This is a genomic window from Caulobacter segnis (assembly GCF_031454995.1).
In the GTDB taxonomy this organism is placed as follows: Bacteria; Pseudomonadota; Alphaproteobacteria; order Caulobacterales; family Caulobacteraceae; genus Caulobacter; species Caulobacter segnis_E.
Genome location: NZ_JAVDRV010000007.1, coordinates 215166 through 233855 on the forward strand (window position 1 = coordinate 215166; position 18690 = coordinate 233855).

The following is an 18690-nucleotide window of genomic DNA, read 5'->3' on the forward strand; positions in this document are numbered from 1 at the left end:
CGAGGCGCGGTCAGCCGCCCTCCGACCAGCGCGAAGGGGCGCCCGTCAGGCTTCCGGTCCCGGTCGCCCGACAGGGGAATTCCAGCGTCCGCGGCTCCCTCTAGCAGGCGAGCGGCGAGGGTGGACGCTAGGTACATTCGAATTCACGCGCGGATTCCGTCCGCGCCGCAGGGAAACAACATGGCGCAATCCTTCACCGGCAAGAAGCGGATCCGGAAGTCGTTCGGCCGCATTCCCGAGGCTGTGCAGATGCCGAACCTCATCGAGGTTCAGCGCTCCTCCTACGAGCAGTTCCTTCAGCGCGAGGTCCGTCCGGGCCAACGCCGCGACGAGGGCGTCGAGGCGGTCTTCAAGTCGGTGTTCCCGATCAAGGACTTCAACGAACGCGCCGTCCTGGAATACGTCTCGTACGAGTTCGAAGAGCCCAAGTACGACGTCGAGGAATGCATCCAGCGCGACATGACCTTCGCAGCGCCGCTGAAGGTCAAGCTGCGCCTGATCGTCTTTGAAACCGAAGAAGAAACCGGCGCCCGCTCGGTCAAGGACATCAAGGAGCAGGACGTCTACATGGGCGACATCCCGCTCATGACGGACAAGGGCACCTTCATCGTCAACGGCACCGAGCGCGTCATCGTCTCGCAGATGCACCGCTCGCCGGGCGTGTTCTTCGACCACGACAAGGGCAAGACCCACGCCTCGGGCAAGCTGCTGTTCGCCGCCCGCGTGATCCCGTACCGCGGCTCGTGGCTGGACTTCGAGTTCGACGCCAAGGACATCGTCTACGTCCGCATCGACCGCCGCCGTAAGCTGCCGGCCACGACCTTCCTCTATGCCCTGGGCATGGACGGCGAAGAGATCCTGACCACGTTCTACGACGTCGTCCCGTTCGAGAAGCGCAGCGGTGGCTGGGCCACCCCGTACAAGCCCGAGCGCTGGCGCGGCGTGAAGCCGGAGTTCCCGCTGGTCGACGCCGACACGGGCGAGGAAGTCGCTCCGGCCGGCACCAAGATCACCGCTCGCCAGGCCAAGAAGTTCGCCGACGGCGGCCTGAAGACCCTGCTGCTGGCGCCGGAAGCCCTGACGGGCCGCTACCTGGCCCGCGACGCGGTCAACGTCGCCACCGGTGAAATCTACGCCGAAGCCGGCGACGAGCTGGACGTCCCGACGATCCAGGCCCTGGCCGACCAAGGCTTCAGCACCATCGACGTGCTGGACATCGACCACGTCACGGTCGGCGCCTACATGCGCAACACCCTGCGCGTGGACAAGAACGCCATCCGCGAGGACGCGCTGTTCGACATCTATCGCGTCATGCGTCCGGGCGAGCCGCCGACGGTGGAAGCCGCAGAGGCGATGTTCAAGTCGCTGTTCTTCGACTCCGAGCGCTACGACCTGTCGTCGGTGGGCCGCGTGAAGATGAACATGCGCCTCGAGCAGGACGTGTCGGACGAAGTCCGCATCCTGCGCAAGGAAGACGTCCTGGCCGTGCTGAAGGTCCTGGTGGGCCTGCGCGACGGTCGCGGCGAAATCGACGACATCGACAACCTGGGCAACCGCCGGGTCCGCTCGGTGGGCGAGCTGCTGGAAAACCAGTACCGCGTCGGCCTGCTGCGCATGGAACGCGCCATCAAGGAACGCATGTCGTCCGTCGACATCGACACCGTGATGCCGCACGACCTGATCAACGCCAAGCCGGCGGCCGCCGCGGTGCGTGAATTCTTCGGCTCCTCGCAGCTGTCGCAGTTCATGGACCAGACGAACCCGCTGTCGGAAATCACCCACAAGCGTCGTCTCTCGGCCCTCGGCCCGGGCGGTCTGACCCGCGAACGCGCCGGCTTCGAAGTCCGCGACGTTCACCCGACCCACTACGGCCGGATCTGCCCGATCGAAACGCCGGAAGGCCCGAACATCGGTCTGATCAACTCGCTGGCCACGCACGCCCGCGTGAACAAGTACGGCTTCATCGAGAGCCCGTACCGTCGCGTGAAGGACGGCAAGCCGCAGGACGAAGTCGTCTACATGTCGGCGATGGAGGAATCCAAGCACGTCATCGCCCAGTCGAACATCAAGGTCGACGCCGGCGAGATCGTGGAAGACCTGGTTCCGGGCCGCATCAACGGCGAACCGACCCTCCTGCAAAAGGAGACGGTGGACCTGATGGACGTGTCGCCGCGCCAAGTCGTGTCGGTGGCCGCCGCCCTGATCCCGTTCCTCGAAAACGATGACGCCAACCGCGCCCTCATGGGCTCGAACATGCAACGTCAGGCCGTGCCGCTGGTGCAGTCCGACGCCCCGCTGGTCGGCACCGGCATGGAAGCCGTCGTCGCCCGTGACTCGGGCGCCGTCGTCATCGCCAAGCGCACCGGCGTCGTGGAGCAGATCGACGGTACGCGTATCGTCATCCGCGCCACCGAAGAGACCGACGCGGCCCGCTCGGGCGTCGACATCTACCGGATGTCGAAGTTCCAGCGTTCGAACCAGTCGACCTGCATCAACCAGCGTCCGCTGGTGAAGGTGGGCGACAAGATCGTCGCCGGCGACATCATCGCCGACGGTCCGTCGACCGAGCTGGGCGAACTGGCCCTGGGCCGCAACGCGCTCGTCGCGTTCATGCCCTGGAACGGCTACAACTTCGAAGACTCGATCCTGATCTCCGAACGCATCGTCCGTGACGACGTCTTCACCTCGATCCACATCGAGGAATTCGAAGTCATGGCCCGCGACACGAAGCTGGGTCCGGAAGAAATCACCCGCGACATCCCGAACGTCGGCGAGGAAGCCCTGCGCAACCTCGACGAAGCCGGCATCGTGGCGATCGGCGCCGAAGTCCAGCCGGGTGACATCCTGGTCGGCAAGGTCACGCCGAAGGGCGAGTCGCCCATGACGCCGGAAGAAAAGCTTCTGCGCGCCATCTTCGGTGAAAAGGCTTCCGACGTCCGCGACACCAGCCTGCGCCTGCCCCCGGGCGTCGCCGGCACGATCGTCGACGTGCGCGTGTTCAACCGTCACGGCGTCGACAAGGACGAGCGCGCCCTGGCCATCGAACGCGCCGAGATCGACCGCCTGGGCAAGGACCGCGACGACGAGTTCGCGATCCTGAACCGCAACATCTCGGGCCGCCTGCGCGAACTGCTGATCGGCAAGGTCGCTCTGTCGGGTCCCAAGGGCCTGTCGCGCGGCGAGATCACCGCTGACGCGCTGTCGCAGATCCAGCCGGGCCTGTGGTGGCAGATCGCCCTGGAAGACGAAAAGGCGATGGGCGAACTGGAGTCGCTGCGCCGCCTGTTCGACGAGAACCGCAAGCGCCTCGACCGTCGTTTCGAAGACAAGGTCGACAAGCTGCAGCGCGGCGACGAACTGCCTCCGGGCGTCATGAAGATGGTCAAGGTCTTCGTGGCCGTGAAGCGCAAGCTGCAGCCGGGCGACAAGATGGCCGGCCGTCACGGCAACAAGGGCGTCATCTCGCGCATCCTGCCGATCGAGGACATGCCGTTCCTCGCCGACGGCACGCACGTCGACGTCGTTCTGAACCCGCTGGGCGTGCCTTCGCGCATGAACGTCGGTCAGATCTTCGAAACCCACCTGGGCTGGGCCTGCGCCAATCTCGGCAAGCAGATCACCAACCTGATGGAAGACTGGCAGGCCGGCGGTCAGAAGCAGGCGCTCATCGATCGTCTGCGCGACATCTACGGTCCGAACGAAGAGCTGCCGGAAACCGAAGAAGAGCTGATCGAGCTGGCCAAGAACCTGGGCAAGGGCGTTCCGATCGCCACCCCGGTGTTCGACGGCGCGCGCATGAGCGACATCGAGGACCACCTCGAAATGGCCGGCGTCAACAAGTCGGGCCAGTCGATCCTGTACGACGGTCTGACCGGCGAGCAGTTCAAGCGTCCGGTCACGGTCGGCTACATCTACATGCTGAAGCTGCACCACCTGGTCGACGACAAGATCCACGCCCGTTCGATCGGTCCGTACTCGCTCGTCACGCAACAGCCGCTGGGTGGTAAGGCCCAGTTCGGCGGTCAGCGCTTCGGGGAAATGGAAGTGTGGGCTCTGGAAGCCTACGGCGCGGCCTACACCCTGCAGGAAATGCTGACGGTGAAGTCCGACGACGTGGCCGGCCGGACCAAGGTCTACGAGTCGATCGTCCGCGGCGACGACACGTTCGAAGCCGGTATCCCGGAAAGCTTCAACGTGCTGGTCAAGGAAATGCGCTCGCTCGGCCTGAACGTCGAGCTGGAGAACAGCTGATCCGGATCACCGCTCCCGCCACTCTCCAACTAGAGGGATTGGGCGGGAGCGGCCCCGATCGCCGCTTTCCAACTCTATGAATTTTCGCGGGAAACCCCGCAGAAGGAACCAAGATGAACCAGGAAGTCCTGAACATCTTCAATCCGGTCCAGGCCGCTCCGACCTTCGACCAGATCCGCATCTCGCTGGCCTCGCCCGAAAAGATCCGCTCGTGGTCGTTCGGCGAGATCAAGAAGCCCGAGACCATCAACTACCGCACGTTCAAGCCCGAGCGTGATGGCCTGTTCTGCGCCCGTATCTTTGGCCCGACCAAGGACTACGAATGCCTGTGCGGCAAGTACAAGCGCATGAAGTACAAGGGCATCATCTGCGAAAAGTGCGGTGTTGAAGTCACCCTGGCCCGCGTCCGTCGCGAGCGCATGGGCCACATCGAACTGGCCTCGCCGGTCGCCCACATCTGGTTCCTGAAGTCGCTGCCCTCGCGCATCGCCATGATGCTGGACATGCCGCTGAAGGACATCGAGCGCGTCCTCTATTTCGAATACTATATCGTCACCGAACCGGGCCTGACGCCGCTGAAGCAGCACCAGCTGCTCAGCGAAGACGACTACATGCGCGCCCAGGAAGAGTACGGCGACGACAGCTTCACCGCCGAGATCGGCGCGGAAGCCATCCAGAACCTGCTGAAGGCGATCGACCTCGAAAAAGAGGCTGACCGTCTGCGCGAGGAACTGGCCGGCACCGTGTCGGACATGAAGCAGAAGAAGTTCTCCAAGCGCCTGAAGATCCTGGAAGCCTTCCAGGAAAGCGGCAATCGTCCGGAATGGATGATCATGACCGTGGTGCCGGTGATCCCGCCGGAACTGCGTCCGCTGGTGCCGCTGGACGGCGGCCGCTTCGCGACCTCGGACCTGAACGACCTGTATCGCCGGGTCATCAACCGTAACAACCGCCTCAAGCGCCTGATCGAGCTGCGCGCTCCCGACATCATCATCCGCAACGAAAAGCGGATGCTGCAGGAGTCGGTCGACGCCCTGTTCGACAACGGCCGCCGCGGCCGCGTGATCACGGGCGCCAACAAGCGTCCGCTGAAGTCGCTGGCCGACATGCTGAAGGGCAAGCAAGGCCGCTTCCGTCAGAACCTGCTGGGCAAGCGCGTCGACTACTCGGGCCGTTCGGTCATCGTGGTCGGTCCCGAGCTGAAGCTGCACGAGTGCGGCCTGCCCAAGAAGATGGCGCTGGAGCTGTTCAAGCCGTTCATCTACGCGCGTCTGGACGCCAAGGGCCTGTCGGGCACCGTCAAGCAGTCCAAGCGCATGGTCGAGCGCGAGCAGCCGCAGGTGTGGGACATCCTCGAAGAGGTGATCCGCGAGCACCCGGTCATGCTGAACCGCGCGCCGACGCTTCACCGTCTGGGCATCCAGGCGTTCGAACCGAAGCTGATCGAGGGCAAGGCCATCCAGCTGCACCCGCTGGTCTGCGCCGCGTTCAACGCCGACTTCGACGGCGACCAGATGGCCGTTCACGTCCCGCTGAGCCTGGAAGCTCAGCTGGAAGCGCGCGTCCTGATGATGTCGACCAACAACATCCTGTCGCCCGCCAACGGTCGCCCGATCATCGTGCCGTCGCAGGACATCGTCCTGGGCCTGTACTATCTGTCGGTCGCTCGCGAAGGTGAGCCGGGCGAAGGCAAGATCTTCGCCGACCTGGGCGAAATCGAAGCCGCCCTGGACGCCGGCGTCGTGTCGCTGCACGCCAAGATCAAGTCGCGCTTCACCGAAGTGGACGCCGATGGCGTGGCGCGTCGCCGCGTGATCGACACCACGCCGGGCCGCATGAAGATCGCCGCCCTGCTGCCGCGTCACCCGCAGATCGGCCACCGCCTGATCGAAAAGGCGCTGACCAAGAAGGAAATCGGCAATCTGATCGACATCGTCTACCGCCACTGCGGTCAGAAGGCGACGGTCATCTTCGCCGACCAGATCATGGGTCTGGGCTTCAAGGAAGCCGCCAAGGCGGGCATCTCGTTCGGCAAGGACGACATCATCATCCCGGTCCGCAAGACGCAGATCGTGGAAGAGACCCGCAAGCTGGCCGAGGAGTACGAGCAACAGTACGCCGACGGCCTGATCACCAAGGGCGAGAAGTACAACAAGGTCGTTGACGCCTGGGCCAAGGCCACCGACCGCGTCGCCGACGAGATGATGGCCGAGCTTCAGATGAAGCATAAGGACGAGAACGGCCGCGAGAAGGAAATCAACGCCATCTACATGATGGCCCACTCCGGCGCCCGTGGTTCGCAAGCTCAGATGAAGCAGCTGGGCGGCATGCGCGGCCTGATGGCCAAGCCCTCCGGCGAGATCATCGAGACCCCGATCGTCTCGAACTTCAAGGAAGGCCTGACCGTTCAGGAGTACTTCAACTCCACCCACGGCGCCCGTAAGGGTCTGGCCGACACCGCGCTGAAGACGGCCAACTCGGGTTACCTGACCCGTCGTCTGGTCGACGTCGCGCAGGACTGCATCATCGTCGAGGAAGACTGCGGCACCACGCGGGGCATCACCCTGCGCGCCGTCGTCGAGGGCGGCGACGTGCTGGTCTCGCTGGGCACCCGCGTCCTTGGTCGTTTCACCGCGGAAGACGTCAAGGATCCGGCCACCGGCGAGCTGGTCGTTCCGGCCGACACCTATATCGACGAGAACATCGCCGACGCCATCGAAGCGGCGGTCGTTCAGTCGGTCAAGGTCCGCTCGGTCCTGACCTGCGAAGCCAAGGTCGGCGTCTGCGGCGCCTGCTACGGCCGCGACCTGGCGCGCGGCACCCCGGTGAACATCGGCGAAGCGGTCGGCGTCATCGCCGCCCAGTCGATCGGTGAGCCCGGCACGCAGCTGACGATGCGGACGTTCCACATCGGCGGCACCGCCCAGGTGGCCGAGCAGTCGTTCTTCGAAGCCTCCAACGAGGGTACGGTCCGCGTGATCGGCCCGACCGTTGTCGGCGCCGACGGCGCGCTGGTCATCATGAGCCGCAACACCACCGTCAGCGTGCTGGTCGACGGCAAGGAGCGCGAAACCTACAAGCCGCCGTACGGCGCCCGCCTGCGGGTCAAGGACGGCGATCTGGTCAAGCGCGGCCAACGCCTCGGCGACTGGGACCCCTACACCACCCCGATCATCACCGAAGTGGCCGGCAAGATCCGCGCCGAGGACCTGGTGGATGGCCTGTCCATCCGCGAGGAAGTCGACGAAGCCACCGGTATCGCCCAGCGCGTGGTCGCCGACTGGCGCACCTCGGCCCGCGGTTCGGACCTGCGTCCGGCCATGGGCGTGCTGTCGGAAGACGGCAGCTACAAGCGCCTGTCGAACGGCGGCGAGGCTCGCTACCTCCTGTCGGCCGGCGCCATTCTCTCCGTCGCCGACGGCGACGAAGTGAAGCCGGGTGAAGTGATCGCGCGTATCCCGACCGAAGGCGCCAAGACCCGGGACATCACCGGTGGTCTGCCGCGCGTCGCCGAACTCTTCGAAGCCCGCCGTCCGAAGGACTGCGCGGTCATCGCGGAAATGGACGGTCGTGTCGAATTCGGCAAGGATTACAAGAACAAGCGCCGGATCAAGATCACGCCGGACGTCGACGCCGACGGCAACCAGCCCGAAGCGGTCGAGTTCCTGATCCCGAAGGGCAAGCACATCGCCGTCCACGACGGCGACTACATCACCAAGGGCGAGTACATCATCGACGGCAACCCGGATCCGCACGATATCCTGCGCATCCTGGGCGTCGAAGCCCTGGCCAACTTCCTCGTCGACGAGATCCAAGAGGTCTATCGTCTGCAGGGCGTGCCGATCAACGACAAGCACATCGAGACGATCGTTCGTCAGATGCTGCAGAAGGTCGAGATCCTCGAGCCCGGCGACACCGGCCTGATCAAGGGCGACCACCTTGATAAGCCGGAGTTCGACAAGGAACAGGACAAGGCGGTGGCTCGCGGCGGTCGTCCGGCTGTCACCCAGCCGGTGCTGCTGGGCATCACCAAGGCCTCGCTGCAGACCAAGAGCTTCATCTCGGCCGCTTCGTTCCAAGAAACGACGCGCGTCCTGACCGAAGCCTCGGTGCACGGCAAGACCGACACCCTGGAAGGCCTGAAGGAAAACGTCATCGTGGGTCGTCTGATCCCCGCCGGCACGGGTTCCTACCTGCGCAGCCTGCAACGCGTCGCCGCCAAGCGCGACGAACAGCTGGCCCAGCAGCGCGAAGAAGCGATGGAGCCGCTGCCGGCCGAAATCGCGACCGCGGACGCCGAGTAAGGCTTTTAGCCTGACGCACTAATGGAAAGGCCCAGGAGCGATCCTGGGCCTTTTTCGTTGGGCGGCCTCCAAGCAAAAAGGCCCGGGATCGCTCTCGGGCCTTCCGCCTTGTCGAGCGGGCCGCTCAGTCCCGCGGGCGCACGTAGATGGTCTTGGTCGAGCGGCCGCGCAGCAGCAGGCCCAGGACCAGGCCGACGCCGGCGGCGACGCCCAGGGCGCGAACCGGCTTCACGCTGGCCCAGGTTTCCAGTTCGGCGTAGCGGCGCTGGAACTGGTCGCCGGCCTGGCTGGTGATGTCCCGCACGCGGGCGCGGGTTTCGCCCACGGCCTCGGCGGCGACGTCCTTGAGGCTGTCATAGGCGTCGTGGGCGGCGCCGCGGACGGCCTTGAGCTTGGGTTCGAGCTTGGCGCGGGCTCGGTCGGACGTATTCGAGAAATCCGTGGCGGCGTTGTCGGTGGAGGTCAGGCTGTCGGCGTAGTCGGTCATGGGTCACCTCGGGGCGTGGGGGGCGGCGCGTCGCGCGACGCTAGTGAGACGGACTCACAACCCCGCGCGACGAAGAGCGTTCCGTCCGGCCTCATCCAGCCGCGCCTGGCGCCGCGCTTCGCGACGAGACGGCCTTTCCGTGAACTATCGCGGCGGGCGTCCGCCGCTCGCCCCCCGGGGCAAGCCTTTCTTAACCAAAGCATGGAGAGCATCCATCTTAAGTTGAGCGGAGCCTTCTCTGATGCGCGCGGTATTCATCAAGGGAGGCTCCCAGTACGGCGCCACCCGCCTGTTCATCGACGAAATGGCCGCCGCGTTCCGTCGACGGGGCCACGACGCGACGGTGGTCGATGGCGCCGTCGATCGTGACCTGAGAGAGGTGCTCGCCGCGGCGGCGGCCGAGGGCCCCACGGACTTGGTCTACACGGTGGGAGTCCTGGACAACTTCCGCGACGAGCGGGGGCGCTCGGTGGGGCGGATCTTCGATGCGCCTCACGTGGTGCAGTACGTGGACTATCCCTTGAGCAACCTCGAACGGCTGGCGGACGCCGTGCCGGAGGTGGCGATCCTGACGGTGGACCCGACCCATGTCGACGCGGTGCGCTCGACGTTCGGCGACCATCACGTCGCGCACCTCGACTTCTGCCCGCACGCCGCGGTGGGCGAGGTCGTCGAACCCGACGCCGGCCCCGAGGCCTTCGCCGCGCAACGCCCCATCCCCATCCTGTTCTCGGCGTCCTTCTATGGGCTGGAGCCGCCGCTCTGGGCGGACGAGGGGCCCGGTATCGCCAACCTTTTCAACGCCGCGCTCGAGATCGCCCTCGGCGCCGAGTTCGTCCCGGCCCTCGACGCGATCGACCAGGTCCTGCGCGGCATGGGCCAGGATCCGGCCGACCCGCGCTACGAGCTGCTGCGACGCTACGCGTGCATGGTGCACGAGCAGGTCCGACGGGTGCGCCGCATGCAATTGCTGGAAGCGGCCAGCAAGGCGGGCCTGCCGCTTTTCTGCGTGGGCTCGGGCTACGAGGGCTGGATCGAGGCGCATCCCAGCTTCCGTTTCGCCCCGGCGATGGACCTCGCCGACGTCGCCGCCCTGATGCGCCACGCGCGCGTGGTCCTGAACGCCAACGCCAACTTCGGCTTTGGCTCGCACGAACGGCCGTTGACGGCGATGCTGGCCGGGGCCGCCGTGGCCTCCGACCACGGCGTCTGGTGGGCCGAGCGGTTCGTCGAGGACAGGGACATGCTGCTCTATCGCTGGCGCGACCTGGACGCGGGCGTGGCGCGCATAGCCGCCCTGGCCGAAGATCCGGAGGCCGCCTGGCGTCTGGGCCGAAACGCCCAGGCCAAGGTCGTCGCCGGCCATCGCTTCGACAACCGCGTCGATAGGGTGCTCGCCGCCGCCGCCGCGGTCCAGCGCCTCCACCCATGCGACCGATTGACGCGGGACCCCCGAAGAGCGGCGTTCTCGCATTGATCTTAATCAGTTTTCAGCCGGTTTCTCGCATCCTGATCCCGAACTTGGGACCGGTATCATGCGCGCCAGCATCTCCACGAAAGTCAGCCTGACCATCGCCCTGGCCTTCCTCGTCCTGACCCTCGCGGTCCTGGGCATCGTGGCCAAGAGCTCGCTCGACTTCGCCCGCCGCCAGGCGACGCAGAACCAGGAAGCCAGCATGCGGGTGGCCTGGGACGTGATCGGCGAGCGCGGCAAGGCGTTCCGGCGCGAGGGCGACAGGCTGCTGGTCGGCGACCACGCCCTGAACGGCGACTTCGACGGCGTCGACCGCGTCAAGGCCCTGGTCGGCGGCACCGCCACCGTCTTCATGGGCGACAAGCGCATCACCACCAACGTCACCAAGCCCGACGGCTCGCGCGCGGTCGGCACCGCCCTGGCCAAGGGGCCCGTTTATGACGCGGTGCTGGGCAGGGGCGAGCCCTATCGCGGCGAGGCCAAGATCCTGGGCCGGCCGTTCTTCGTGGCCTACGACCCGATCAAGGACGCCTCGGGCCAGGTGATCGGCGTGCTCTATGTGGGCGTGCCGCAGGTCGACTATTTCCAGCCGGTCTATCGCCAGCTGGGCGTGCTGGCCCTGGCCTGCGTGCTGCTGGGCGCGGCCGGCGCCGCCGCCTCGGTCGTCATGGCCCGCCGCCAGCTCTCGCCGCTGGCGGCCCTGCGCGACGCCATGGGCAAGCTGATGGGCGGCGACCTGCGGGTCGAGCTGCCGTTCGCCGGCCGTCCCGACGACATCGGCCTGATGGCCGACGCCGTGCACCGCTTCCGCGACGAGGCTCTCGAGAAGACCCGCTTGGCCGGTGAGGCCGCCGCCGCCCGCGCCTCGGCCGAGGCCGAACGCGAGGCCGCCGGGGCCGAGGGCGCGCGCCGCGCCGCCGACCAGGCCCAGGTGGTCCGCCGTTTGGCCGAAAGCCTGCACCGCCTGTCGGACGGTGACCTGACCGTGCGCCTGACCGAGCCCTTCGCCCACGACTACGAAGGCCTGCGCGCCGACTTCAACCGCGCCGTCGAAGGTCTGGAAGGCGCCATGTCGGCCGTGGTCTCGGCCGTGTCGGGCCTGAACGCCGGGGCCGGCGGCATCGCCGACGCCGCCGACGATCTCTCGCGCCGCAGCGAGCAGCAGGCCGCCAGCCTGGAAGAGACCGCCGCGGCCCTCGACGAGATCACCGCCACGGTCCGCAAGACCGCCACCGGCGCCCAGGAGGCCTACCAGGCCGTCAGCCAGGCCCAGAACGAAGCCGGCCGCTCGCGCGACGTCGTCGCCTCGGCCGTCGAGGCGATCGGCGGCATCGAGGCCTCCTCGCGCCAGGTCGCCCAGATCATCACCGTGATCGACGAGATCGCCTTCCAGACCAACCTCCTGGCTCTGAACGCCGGGGTCGAGGCGGCGCGCGCTGGTGAGGCCGGTCGCGGCTTCGCCGTGGTCGCCCAGGAAGTGCGAGCGCTGGCCCAACGCTCGGCCGAGGCCGCCAAGGAGATCAAGACCCACATCAGCGACTCCGAGCGCCAGGTGGAATCGGGCGTCTCGCTGGTCGGGGCGGCGGGCGAGACCCTGCAGCGCATCGCCGGCCAGGTCGGGGCGATCAGCACCGTGATCACCGAGATCGCCGCCAGCGCCCAGGAGCAGGCCGCAGGCCTTTCCCAGGTCAACACCGCCGTCAACAGCATGGACCAGGGCACCCAGCACACGACGGCCATGGCCAGCCGCTCGGCCGCCTCAAGCCAGGCGCTGCTGGCCGAGGTGCGCGGCCTGGCCGAGCTGGTCCAACGCTTCCGCGTGGGCGAGGCCGCGGCCCAGGGCGTCCGGCGGGCGGCTTGACGGCCGGCCCGTCACGGGACGGTTGACGTGGAATTACAATTGTAGCCTACACTGAGCCGCGCGATCACCGCGTGGGGGACAGTCATGGGCGTTCGGATCGGTCTGGTGGCCCTGTGCGCCCTTGCGCTCGCGCTTCCGGCGCGCGCGGCGCCCACCCCGACCCTGACGGTGGTGTCCGAGGGCCCCGCGCCGCAGCGGCGCGCGGTGCAGTTCATCGTGCATTCCGAGCGGGCTGGACGCGACTTCCAGGTGCAGGTCACCACGCCGCTCACGCCGCCGATCCTGCCGGGGCAGACCGCGCCGGCGATCTACGCGCTGGACGGCGGCTACGACATCGCCGGACCGACGGGCTGGCTGCTGGGCGGAGCGGGCGCGATCGCGCCGGCCTATGTGATCGCCATCGGCTATCCGCCCGGCGCGCCGCCGACCCGCGAACGCGACCTGCTGTTCGCCCCCGGAACCCGTCCGGACGGCACGGTCGCCGAGGGCGGCGGCGGCGAGGCGTTCCGCGCCTTCCTGCTGGAGGAGCTTCAGCCGTTCCTGCGCGCCCGCTATCCGCTGGATCCGAAGTCGGCCGTGCTGTTTGGCCATTCGCTGTCGGGAATCTTCACGGCCAACATGCTGGCGGACCGGCCCGAGGCCTTTTCCGGCTACCTGATCGCCAGCCCGTCCCTGTGGGCCGATCCCAGCGTGATCGACCGCCTCAAGACCGTCGCCGCCCGGGCGCCGGGCCGCAAGGCGTTCGTCGCGTGGGGCGCCAAGGAGGAGCCGTACATGATCGACGGCGGCGAGCGGGTCTCCGCCGCCCTGGCGGGCGCGCCAGAGCGTCTGGCCCTGCGGACCCGGGCGTTCGAGGAGGAGACCCACCTGTCCTACTACCCGCTGGTGATGTCGGCGGCGCTGCCGTTCCTGCTGCCGCGCGCCGCGCCCATCCGGCATCCCTCGCCGATCAGCCTGACGCGGGAGCAGATCCAGCGTTATTTCGGGGTCTACGTCCTGTCGGACGGCCGCGAGGTCACCATCGGCGAAGACGAGGACGGCATGCTGCTGGAGGTCGACGGGGCCCCGCCGGCGAACATCCTGGCCGAGGCCCTGGACCGCTTCTACATCCACGGCGTCGACGCCAAGATCACCTTCGAGGCCGGCGCCGGGCCGCCGCGGTCGATGATCTTCTACGTCAATGGTGGCCAGGCGCGCGCCGTGCGGCGGTAGCGGGCGCGCGAGGGAGGGGCGCGTTTCGCTGGCCTAACCCATCGCCCGTCTTGAAGCTCGGCGCGCGCGTTCCGAGGCTAAATCCGTATCAAGTCGACGGTTGATCTTGGACACTTTGTCCAGGACATCCAACCGCATGAAGATGATAGGAACACCAGCGATTACAGAACGATGAGCATCGTTTTCCGACGTCGTCCGGAGTTAAACTCGTGAATTCGGTGGATTGGTTTCCTTTTGTTTTCTTCCCGTTCAAGATCTTGGTTCTGGGCGTCGGAATGTTCTTCTCCATCAAATGGCACCATGACCAGGCCAAGAAGGAAAAGGAAGACGAGGATCAATTGAATTGACGGGGCGGCCTCCGCGACGTCGATCGTTCGAGCGAGGTTGGTGGTCGGCCGAGCGCCGGCCCCTCTAGGGCCCCTGGCCGGCCTTCTTCCGCAGCTCCAGGTACTTTCGAGCGCGGTCCTCGACGTCCTGTCTCTTGCGGATCTGATCGACCACGTCCTTGCGGGCCCGGCCCAGGCCGTCCTGCTCGGCGCCGAGGACGAAGGGGATCTCCTTCATCGTGCCGGGATGGTCACGGGTGCGATGGTCGACGCCGGGGGCCATGGGGCCGTCGACATAGTCCTTGTAGGCGCGCTGGGCCGCGCCTTGCGCTTCGAGCGCCTGGCGCTTGGCCGCGTCCATGCCGTCCAGCGGGCCGCCCTTGGCCTTGGCGGCGCCGAAGCGCTCGTCGCACTTCTCGCGTTCGCGCCGATTGAGGCCCACGGCGTCGGCGCTGACGCAGCCGGTGCTGGCCCGCAGCGCCGTGCGCAGGTCGCCGGCGGCCTCGCCGGGCAGGGGCGCGGGTCGGATGGCGGTTCCGGGCTTGGCGATTCCCGCGGCGGGGACCGCGAGGGTCGGGACGCCCGCCGGCGCGGGACGGGTCGGCTGGCGCACCTGGAACGGCAGGACAGGGGAGGGGGCGGTCGCCGCCCGCGCGGCGGCGGGGCGCGGCTGGGGCTGCTCCTGCCGGTCAGGACGGATCAGATCCACCCGCACCGTGGGCAGATCGTCGGCCAGGATACGCTCCAACGGCGGCGGAACGGGCAGGGCCAGCCAGGCCAGCACCAGGGCGTGCAGCAGCAGCGAGCCGGCCATGATCGCCGCTCGTTGTCCGTCCCCCCGGCGCCTGTCCGCCATGCTGGTCCCGAGGCCGATCGCCAAACGCCCTTCCCAAGCCCGACTGCCTTCCCCACATGGAGAGGGCGCCCCGTCAAACAAGCCGCTCTCCCCCAAGATGAGCCTGCACAGCTTGGAGTGGCGGAATCTTGACCGCGGCGCCAGCCTTAAGGCGGCGTTAACCGACGCGGGAACAGGCGATTGACGCGAGGCTCCTTCGCGAGTAAATACCGCGCTCTTTTTCGAGGCGGTCGTTCGCGTCCGTCCTGATGAGCCTACGTTCCTGACGGGTTTCGACTCCGAGGGAGCCTAACCCGCCGGCATGCTCCATGCGTCCCGGCGAGTTTCGTGTTTATCGGGTCTCCTTGCGGAGCCTTGGACCAAGAACAACAAAGACAAGGACCTGAAGCGCCTCGGCCGAAAGGCACACGCTTCCATCAGAGCAGAGACTTAATGCCTACCATTAACCAGCTCATCCGTAAGCCGCGCTCTCCGAAGCCGGTGCGGAACAAGGTGCCCGCCCTGAAGGGCTGCCCGCAACGTCGCGGCGTTTGCACCCGCGTTTACACCACGACCCCGAAGAAGCCGAACTCGGCTCTGCGTAAGGTCGCCAAGGTCCGTCTGACCACCGGCATCGAAGCCGTGTGCTACATCCCGGGCGAAGGTCACAACCTGCAGGAGCACTCGGTGGTGCTCATCCGCGGCGGCCGCGTCAAGGACTTGCCCGGCGTCCGTTATCACATCCTGCGCGGCGTCCTCGACACCCAAGGTGTCAAGGATCGTAAGCAGCGTCGTTCGCTCTACGGCGCCAAGCGTCCGAAGTAAGGAAGAAGAAGAATGTCCCGCCGCCGTCGCGCCGAGAAACGCCAAGTCCTGCCGGATCCCAAGTTTGGGGATCTGATTGTCACGAAGTTCATGAACTACGTGATGTACGAGGGCAAAAAAGCCGTCGCCGAAAACATCATCTATGGTGCTTTCGACATCCTGGAAGCCAAGCGCAAGGACCAAGGTCCGCTTGAAACCTTCCACTCCGCTCTGGACAACGTCGCCCCGGCGATCGAAGTCCGGTCGCGCCGCGTCGGCGGCGCCACCTACCAAGTGCCGGTTGAAGTCCGTCCGGACCGTCGCCGCGCCCTGGCCATCCGTTGGCTGGTGACCGCCGCTCGCAAGCGTGGCGAAAACACCATGACCGAGAAGCTGGCCGGTGAGCTGCTCGACGCCTCGAACAACCGCGGCACCGCCGTGAAGAAGCGCGAAGACACCCACAAGATGGCGGAAGCCAACCGGGCGTTCTCGCACTATCGCTGGTAAGCTTTTCGCTTCCAGCACTCTTTCAGGCGCGGGCGGTTTGAGATAAACCGCCCGCGCCGCACGTTTAATCCCGGTCGTGTCCGTCCAGGGCCGTCCCGTTTCGCAGAGCGATCGCTATGCCCCGCACGCATAAAATCGAAGACTACCGCAACTTCGGCATCATGGCGCACATCGACGCCGGTAAGACGACCACGACCGAGCGGATCCTGTATTACACCGGTAAGTCCCACAAGATCGGCGAAGTCCACGACGGCGCCGCGACCATGGACTGGATGGAGCAGGAGCAAGAGCGCGGCATCACGATCACCTCGGCCGCGACGACCGCCTTCTGGCAAGAAAAGCGCCTGAACATCATCGACACCCCCGGGCACGTCGACTTCACCATCGAAGTGGAACGCTCGCTGCGCGTCCTCGACGGCGCCGTGACGGTGCTGGACGGTAACGCCGGCGTCGAGCCGCAGACCGAGACCGTCTGGCGTCAGGCCGACAAGTACAAGGTTCCGCGGATCGTGTTCGTCAACAAGATGGACAAGATCGGCGCCGACTTCGACAAGTCGGTCGAGTCGATCCGCGACCGTCTGGGCGCCAAGGCCGTGCCGATCCAATTCCCGATCGGTTCGGAATCGAACCTGAAGGGCCTCGTGGACCTGGTCCGCATGAAGGCCGTGGTCTGGGACAATGACGGCCTGGGCGCGACCTACCGCGACGAAGAAATCCCCGCCGACCTGATGGCCAAGGCCGTCGAGGCGCGCGCCTACCTGGTCGAGAACGCCGTCGAACTCGACGACGAGGCGATGGAAGCTTACCTGGGCGGCGAAGAGCCGACCGAAGCCACCATCAAGAAGTGCATCCGTAAGGCCGTGCTGACCGGCGCCTTCTATCCGATCCTCTGCGGCTCGGCCTTCAAGAACAAGGGCGTCCAGCCCCTGCTCGACGCCGTCGTCGACTACCTGCCCTCGCCGGTGGACATCCCGCCGACCAAGGGCATCGACTTCAAGACCGAGGAAGAAGTGGTCCGTAAGGCCTCGGACGAAGAGCCGCTGTCGGTTCTGGCGTTCAAGATCATGGACGACCCCTTCGTCGGTTCGCTGACCTTCTGCCGCATCTACTCGGGCAAGCTGGAAACCGGCATGTCGCTGTTGAACTCGACGCGCGACAAGCGCGAGCGCGTCGGCCGCATGCTGCTCATGCACAGCAACAACCGCGAAGACATCAAGGAAGCCTATGCCGGCGACATCGTCGCCCTGGCCGGCCTGAAGGAAACCCGCACCGGCGACACCCTGTGCGATCCCCTGAAGGCCCCGGTCATCCTGGAGCGCATGGAATTCCCGGCCCCGGTTATCGAAATCGCCGTCGAACCCAAGTCGAAGGCCGACCAGGAAAAGCTGGGCGTCGCCCTGCAGAAGCTGGCCGCCGAAGATCCGTCCTTCACCGTCTCGACCGACTTCGAAAGCGGCCAGACGATCCTGAAGGGCATGGGCGAACTGCACCTGGACATCAAGATCGACATCCTGAAGCGGACCTACAAGGTCGAAGCCAACATCGGCGCGCCGCAGGTGGCCTATCGCGAAAGCCTGGGTAAGAAGGTCGACATCGACTACACCCACAAGAAGCAGACCGGTGGTACGGGCCAGTTCGCCCGCGTCATGATCACCTTCGAACCGGGCGAGCCGGGTTCGGGCTTCGTGTTCGAAAGCGCGATCGTCGGCGGCGCGGTGCCGAAGGAATACATCCCGGGCGTCCAAAAGGGCCTGGAATCGGTCAAGGACAGCGGCCTGCTGGCCGGCTTCCCGCTGATCGACTTCAAGGCGACCCTGACGGACGGCAAGTACCACGACGTCGACTCGTCGGTCCTGGCCTTCGAAATCGCCTCGCGCGCCGCCTTCAAGGAGCTGCGCGAAAAGGGCGCTCCGAAGCTGCTCGAGCCGATCATGAAGGTCGAGGTCGTGACGCCGGAAGAATACCTCGGCTCGGTCATCGGCGATCTGAACAGCCGCCGTGGCATGATCCAAGGTCAAGACATGCGCGGCAACGCGACGGTCGTGAACGCCTTCGTGCCGCTGGCCAACATGTTCGGCTATGTGAACACGCTGCGCGGCATGTCTCAGGGCCGCGCCCAGTTCAGCATGGTCTATGACCACTACGAGCCGGTGCCGCAGCACGTCGCCGACGAAGTGATCAAGAAGTACGGCTGAGCCTTTCCTGTCGGAAAGGCCTAGACGCGGAACCGGAGAGGGCCCACAAGCCCTCTCCTGCTCACCCCAGAAGTAGTCCAATCAAACTGAAGGCCCCTCTGGGGTCCTGGAGCTAAGAAGATGGCCAAGGAAAAGTTCGAACGTAATAAGCCGCACTGCAACATCGGCACCATCGGTCACGTTGACCATGGCAAGACGACCCTGACGGCCGCGATCACGATCGTGCTGGCGAAGTCGGGCGGCGCGACCGCCAAGAACTACGCCGACATCGACGCCGCGCCGGAAGAAAAGGCCCGCGGCATCACGATCAACACCGCCCACGTCGAGTATGAGACGCAAAACCGTCACTACGCGCACGTCGACTGCCCCGGCCACGCCGACTACGTGAAGAACATGATCACCGGCGCCGCCCAGATGGACGGCGCGATCCTGGT

The 18690-nt window shown here is 66.4% G+C and carries 11 protein-coding genes; 9 read left to right on the forward strand and 2 right to left on the reverse strand.

The genetic code is table 11. The features are described 5' to 3' along the window. Nucleotides 1-180: 180 nt before the first annotated feature. Together rpoB and rpoC are read left to right on the forward strand one after the other, a co-directional pair. A complete protein-coding gene (rpoB, locus tag J2728_RS19940) occupies nt 181-4251 on the forward strand; it encodes a DNA-directed RNA polymerase subunit beta (RefSeq protein WP_310001904.1) in 4071 nt (1356 codons plus the stop codon). Nucleotides 4252-4364: 113 nt separating this feature from the next. Continuing rightward, on the forward strand, nt 4365-8555 hold the full coding sequence (rpoC, locus tag J2728_RS19945; protein ID WP_310001905.1) for a DNA-directed RNA polymerase subunit beta': 4191 nt from the start codon (nt 4365-4367) through the stop codon (nt 8553-8555). Nucleotides 8556-8679: 124 nt separating this feature from the next. Here the strand turns inward: rpoC and J2728_RS19950 are convergent, their stop codons facing one another. Beyond that, complete coding sequence (locus tag J2728_RS19950; RefSeq protein WP_310001906.1) at nt 8680-9042, reverse strand: hypothetical protein; 363 nt, start codon at nt 9040-9042, stop codon at nt 8680-8682. A 241-nt stretch (nt 9043-9283) separates the two neighbouring features. Here J2728_RS19950 and J2728_RS19955 point away from each other — a divergent pair, with 241 nt between their 5' ends. The 3 genes from J2728_RS19955 (at nt 9284) to J2728_RS19965 (ending at nt 13589) form a co-directional block, all read left to right on the forward strand. Then, nucleotides 9284-10519, forward strand: coding sequence for a glycosyltransferase family protein (locus tag J2728_RS19955; RefSeq protein WP_310001907.1), 1236 nt, complete (start codon nt 9284-9286; stop codon nt 10517-10519). Nucleotides 10520-10577: 58 nt separating this feature from the next. Then, nucleotides 10578-12377: a methyl-accepting chemotaxis protein gene (locus J2728_RS19960; protein ID WP_310001908.1), complete on the forward strand. Its 1800-nt coding sequence runs from the start codon at nt 10578-10580 to the stop codon at nt 12375-12377. Nucleotides 12378-12461: 84 nt separating this feature from the next. After that, nucleotides 12462-13589, forward strand: coding sequence for an alpha/beta hydrolase-fold protein (locus J2728_RS19965; protein WP_310001909.1), 1128 nt, complete (start codon nt 12462-12464; stop codon nt 13587-13589). A 411-nt stretch (nt 13590-14000) separates the two neighbouring features. Here J2728_RS19965 and J2728_RS19970 read toward each other — a convergent pair whose 3' ends face one another. Continuing rightward, complete coding sequence (locus tag J2728_RS19970) at nt 14001-14729, reverse strand: hypothetical protein (RefSeq protein ID WP_310001910.1); 729 nt, start codon at nt 14727-14729, stop codon at nt 14001-14003. 474 nt (nt 14730-15203) lie between these two features. Here J2728_RS19970 and rpsL point away from each other — a divergent pair, with 474 nt between their 5' ends. From rpsL to J2728_RS19995, 4 genes are all read left to right on the forward strand, one after another. Then, nucleotides 15204-15575, forward strand: a complete 372-nt coding sequence (gene rpsL, locus J2728_RS19980; RefSeq protein WP_004624021.1) for a 30S ribosomal protein S12 — start codon at nt 15204-15206, stop codon at nt 15573-15575. Nucleotides 15576-15587: 12 nt separating this feature from the next. After that, nucleotides 15588-16061, forward strand: a complete 474-nt coding sequence (gene rpsG / locus J2728_RS19985) for a 30S ribosomal protein S7 (protein WP_058350130.1) — start codon at nt 15588-15590, stop codon at nt 16059-16061. 116 nt (nt 16062-16177) lie between these two features. Beyond that, a complete protein-coding gene (gene fusA, locus J2728_RS19990; protein ID WP_013077928.1) occupies nt 16178-18256 on the forward strand; it encodes an elongation factor G in 2079 nt (692 codons plus the stop codon). Nucleotides 18257-18376: 120 nt separating this feature from the next. Further along, nucleotides 18377-18690 (forward strand): GTP-binding protein (locus tag J2728_RS19995; protein ID WP_310001913.1); only part of this gene is annotated, 314 nt, incomplete at its 3' end.

Coding starts and splice junctions, on each gene's coding strand:
- rpoB (WP_310001904.1), top strand. CDS start 181: ATGGCGCAATCCTTCACCGGCAAGAAGCGGATCCGGAAGTCGTTCGGC.
- fusA (WP_013077928.1), top strand. CDS start 16,178: ATGCCCCGCACGCATAAAATCGAAGACTACCGCAACTTCGGCATCATG.
- J2728_RS19955 (WP_310001907.1), top strand. CDS start 9,284: ATGCGCGCGGTATTCATCAAGGGAGGCTCCCAGTACGGCGCCACCCGC.
- rpsL (WP_004624021.1), top strand. CDS start 15,204: ATGCCTACCATTAACCAGCTCATCCGTAAGCCGCGCTCTCCGAAGCCG.
- J2728_RS19965 (WP_310001909.1), top strand. CDS start 12,462: ATGGGCGTTCGGATCGGTCTGGTGGCCCTGTGCGCCCTTGCGCTCGCG.
- rpsG (WP_058350130.1), top strand. CDS start 15,588: ATGTCCCGCCGCCGTCGCGCCGAGAAACGCCAAGTCCTGCCGGATCCC.
- J2728_RS19950 (WP_310001906.1), bottom strand. CDS start 9,042: ATGACCGACTACGCCGACAGCCTGACCTCCACCGACAACGCCGCCACG.
- rpoC (WP_310001905.1), top strand. CDS start 4,365: ATGAACCAGGAAGTCCTGAACATCTTCAATCCGGTCCAGGCCGCTCCG.
- J2728_RS19970 (WP_310001910.1), bottom strand. CDS start 14,729: ATGGCCGGCTCGCTGCTGCTGCACGCCCTGGTGCTGGCCTGGCTGGCC.
- J2728_RS19960 (WP_310001908.1), top strand. CDS start 10,578: ATGCGCGCCAGCATCTCCACGAAAGTCAGCCTGACCATCGCCCTGGCC.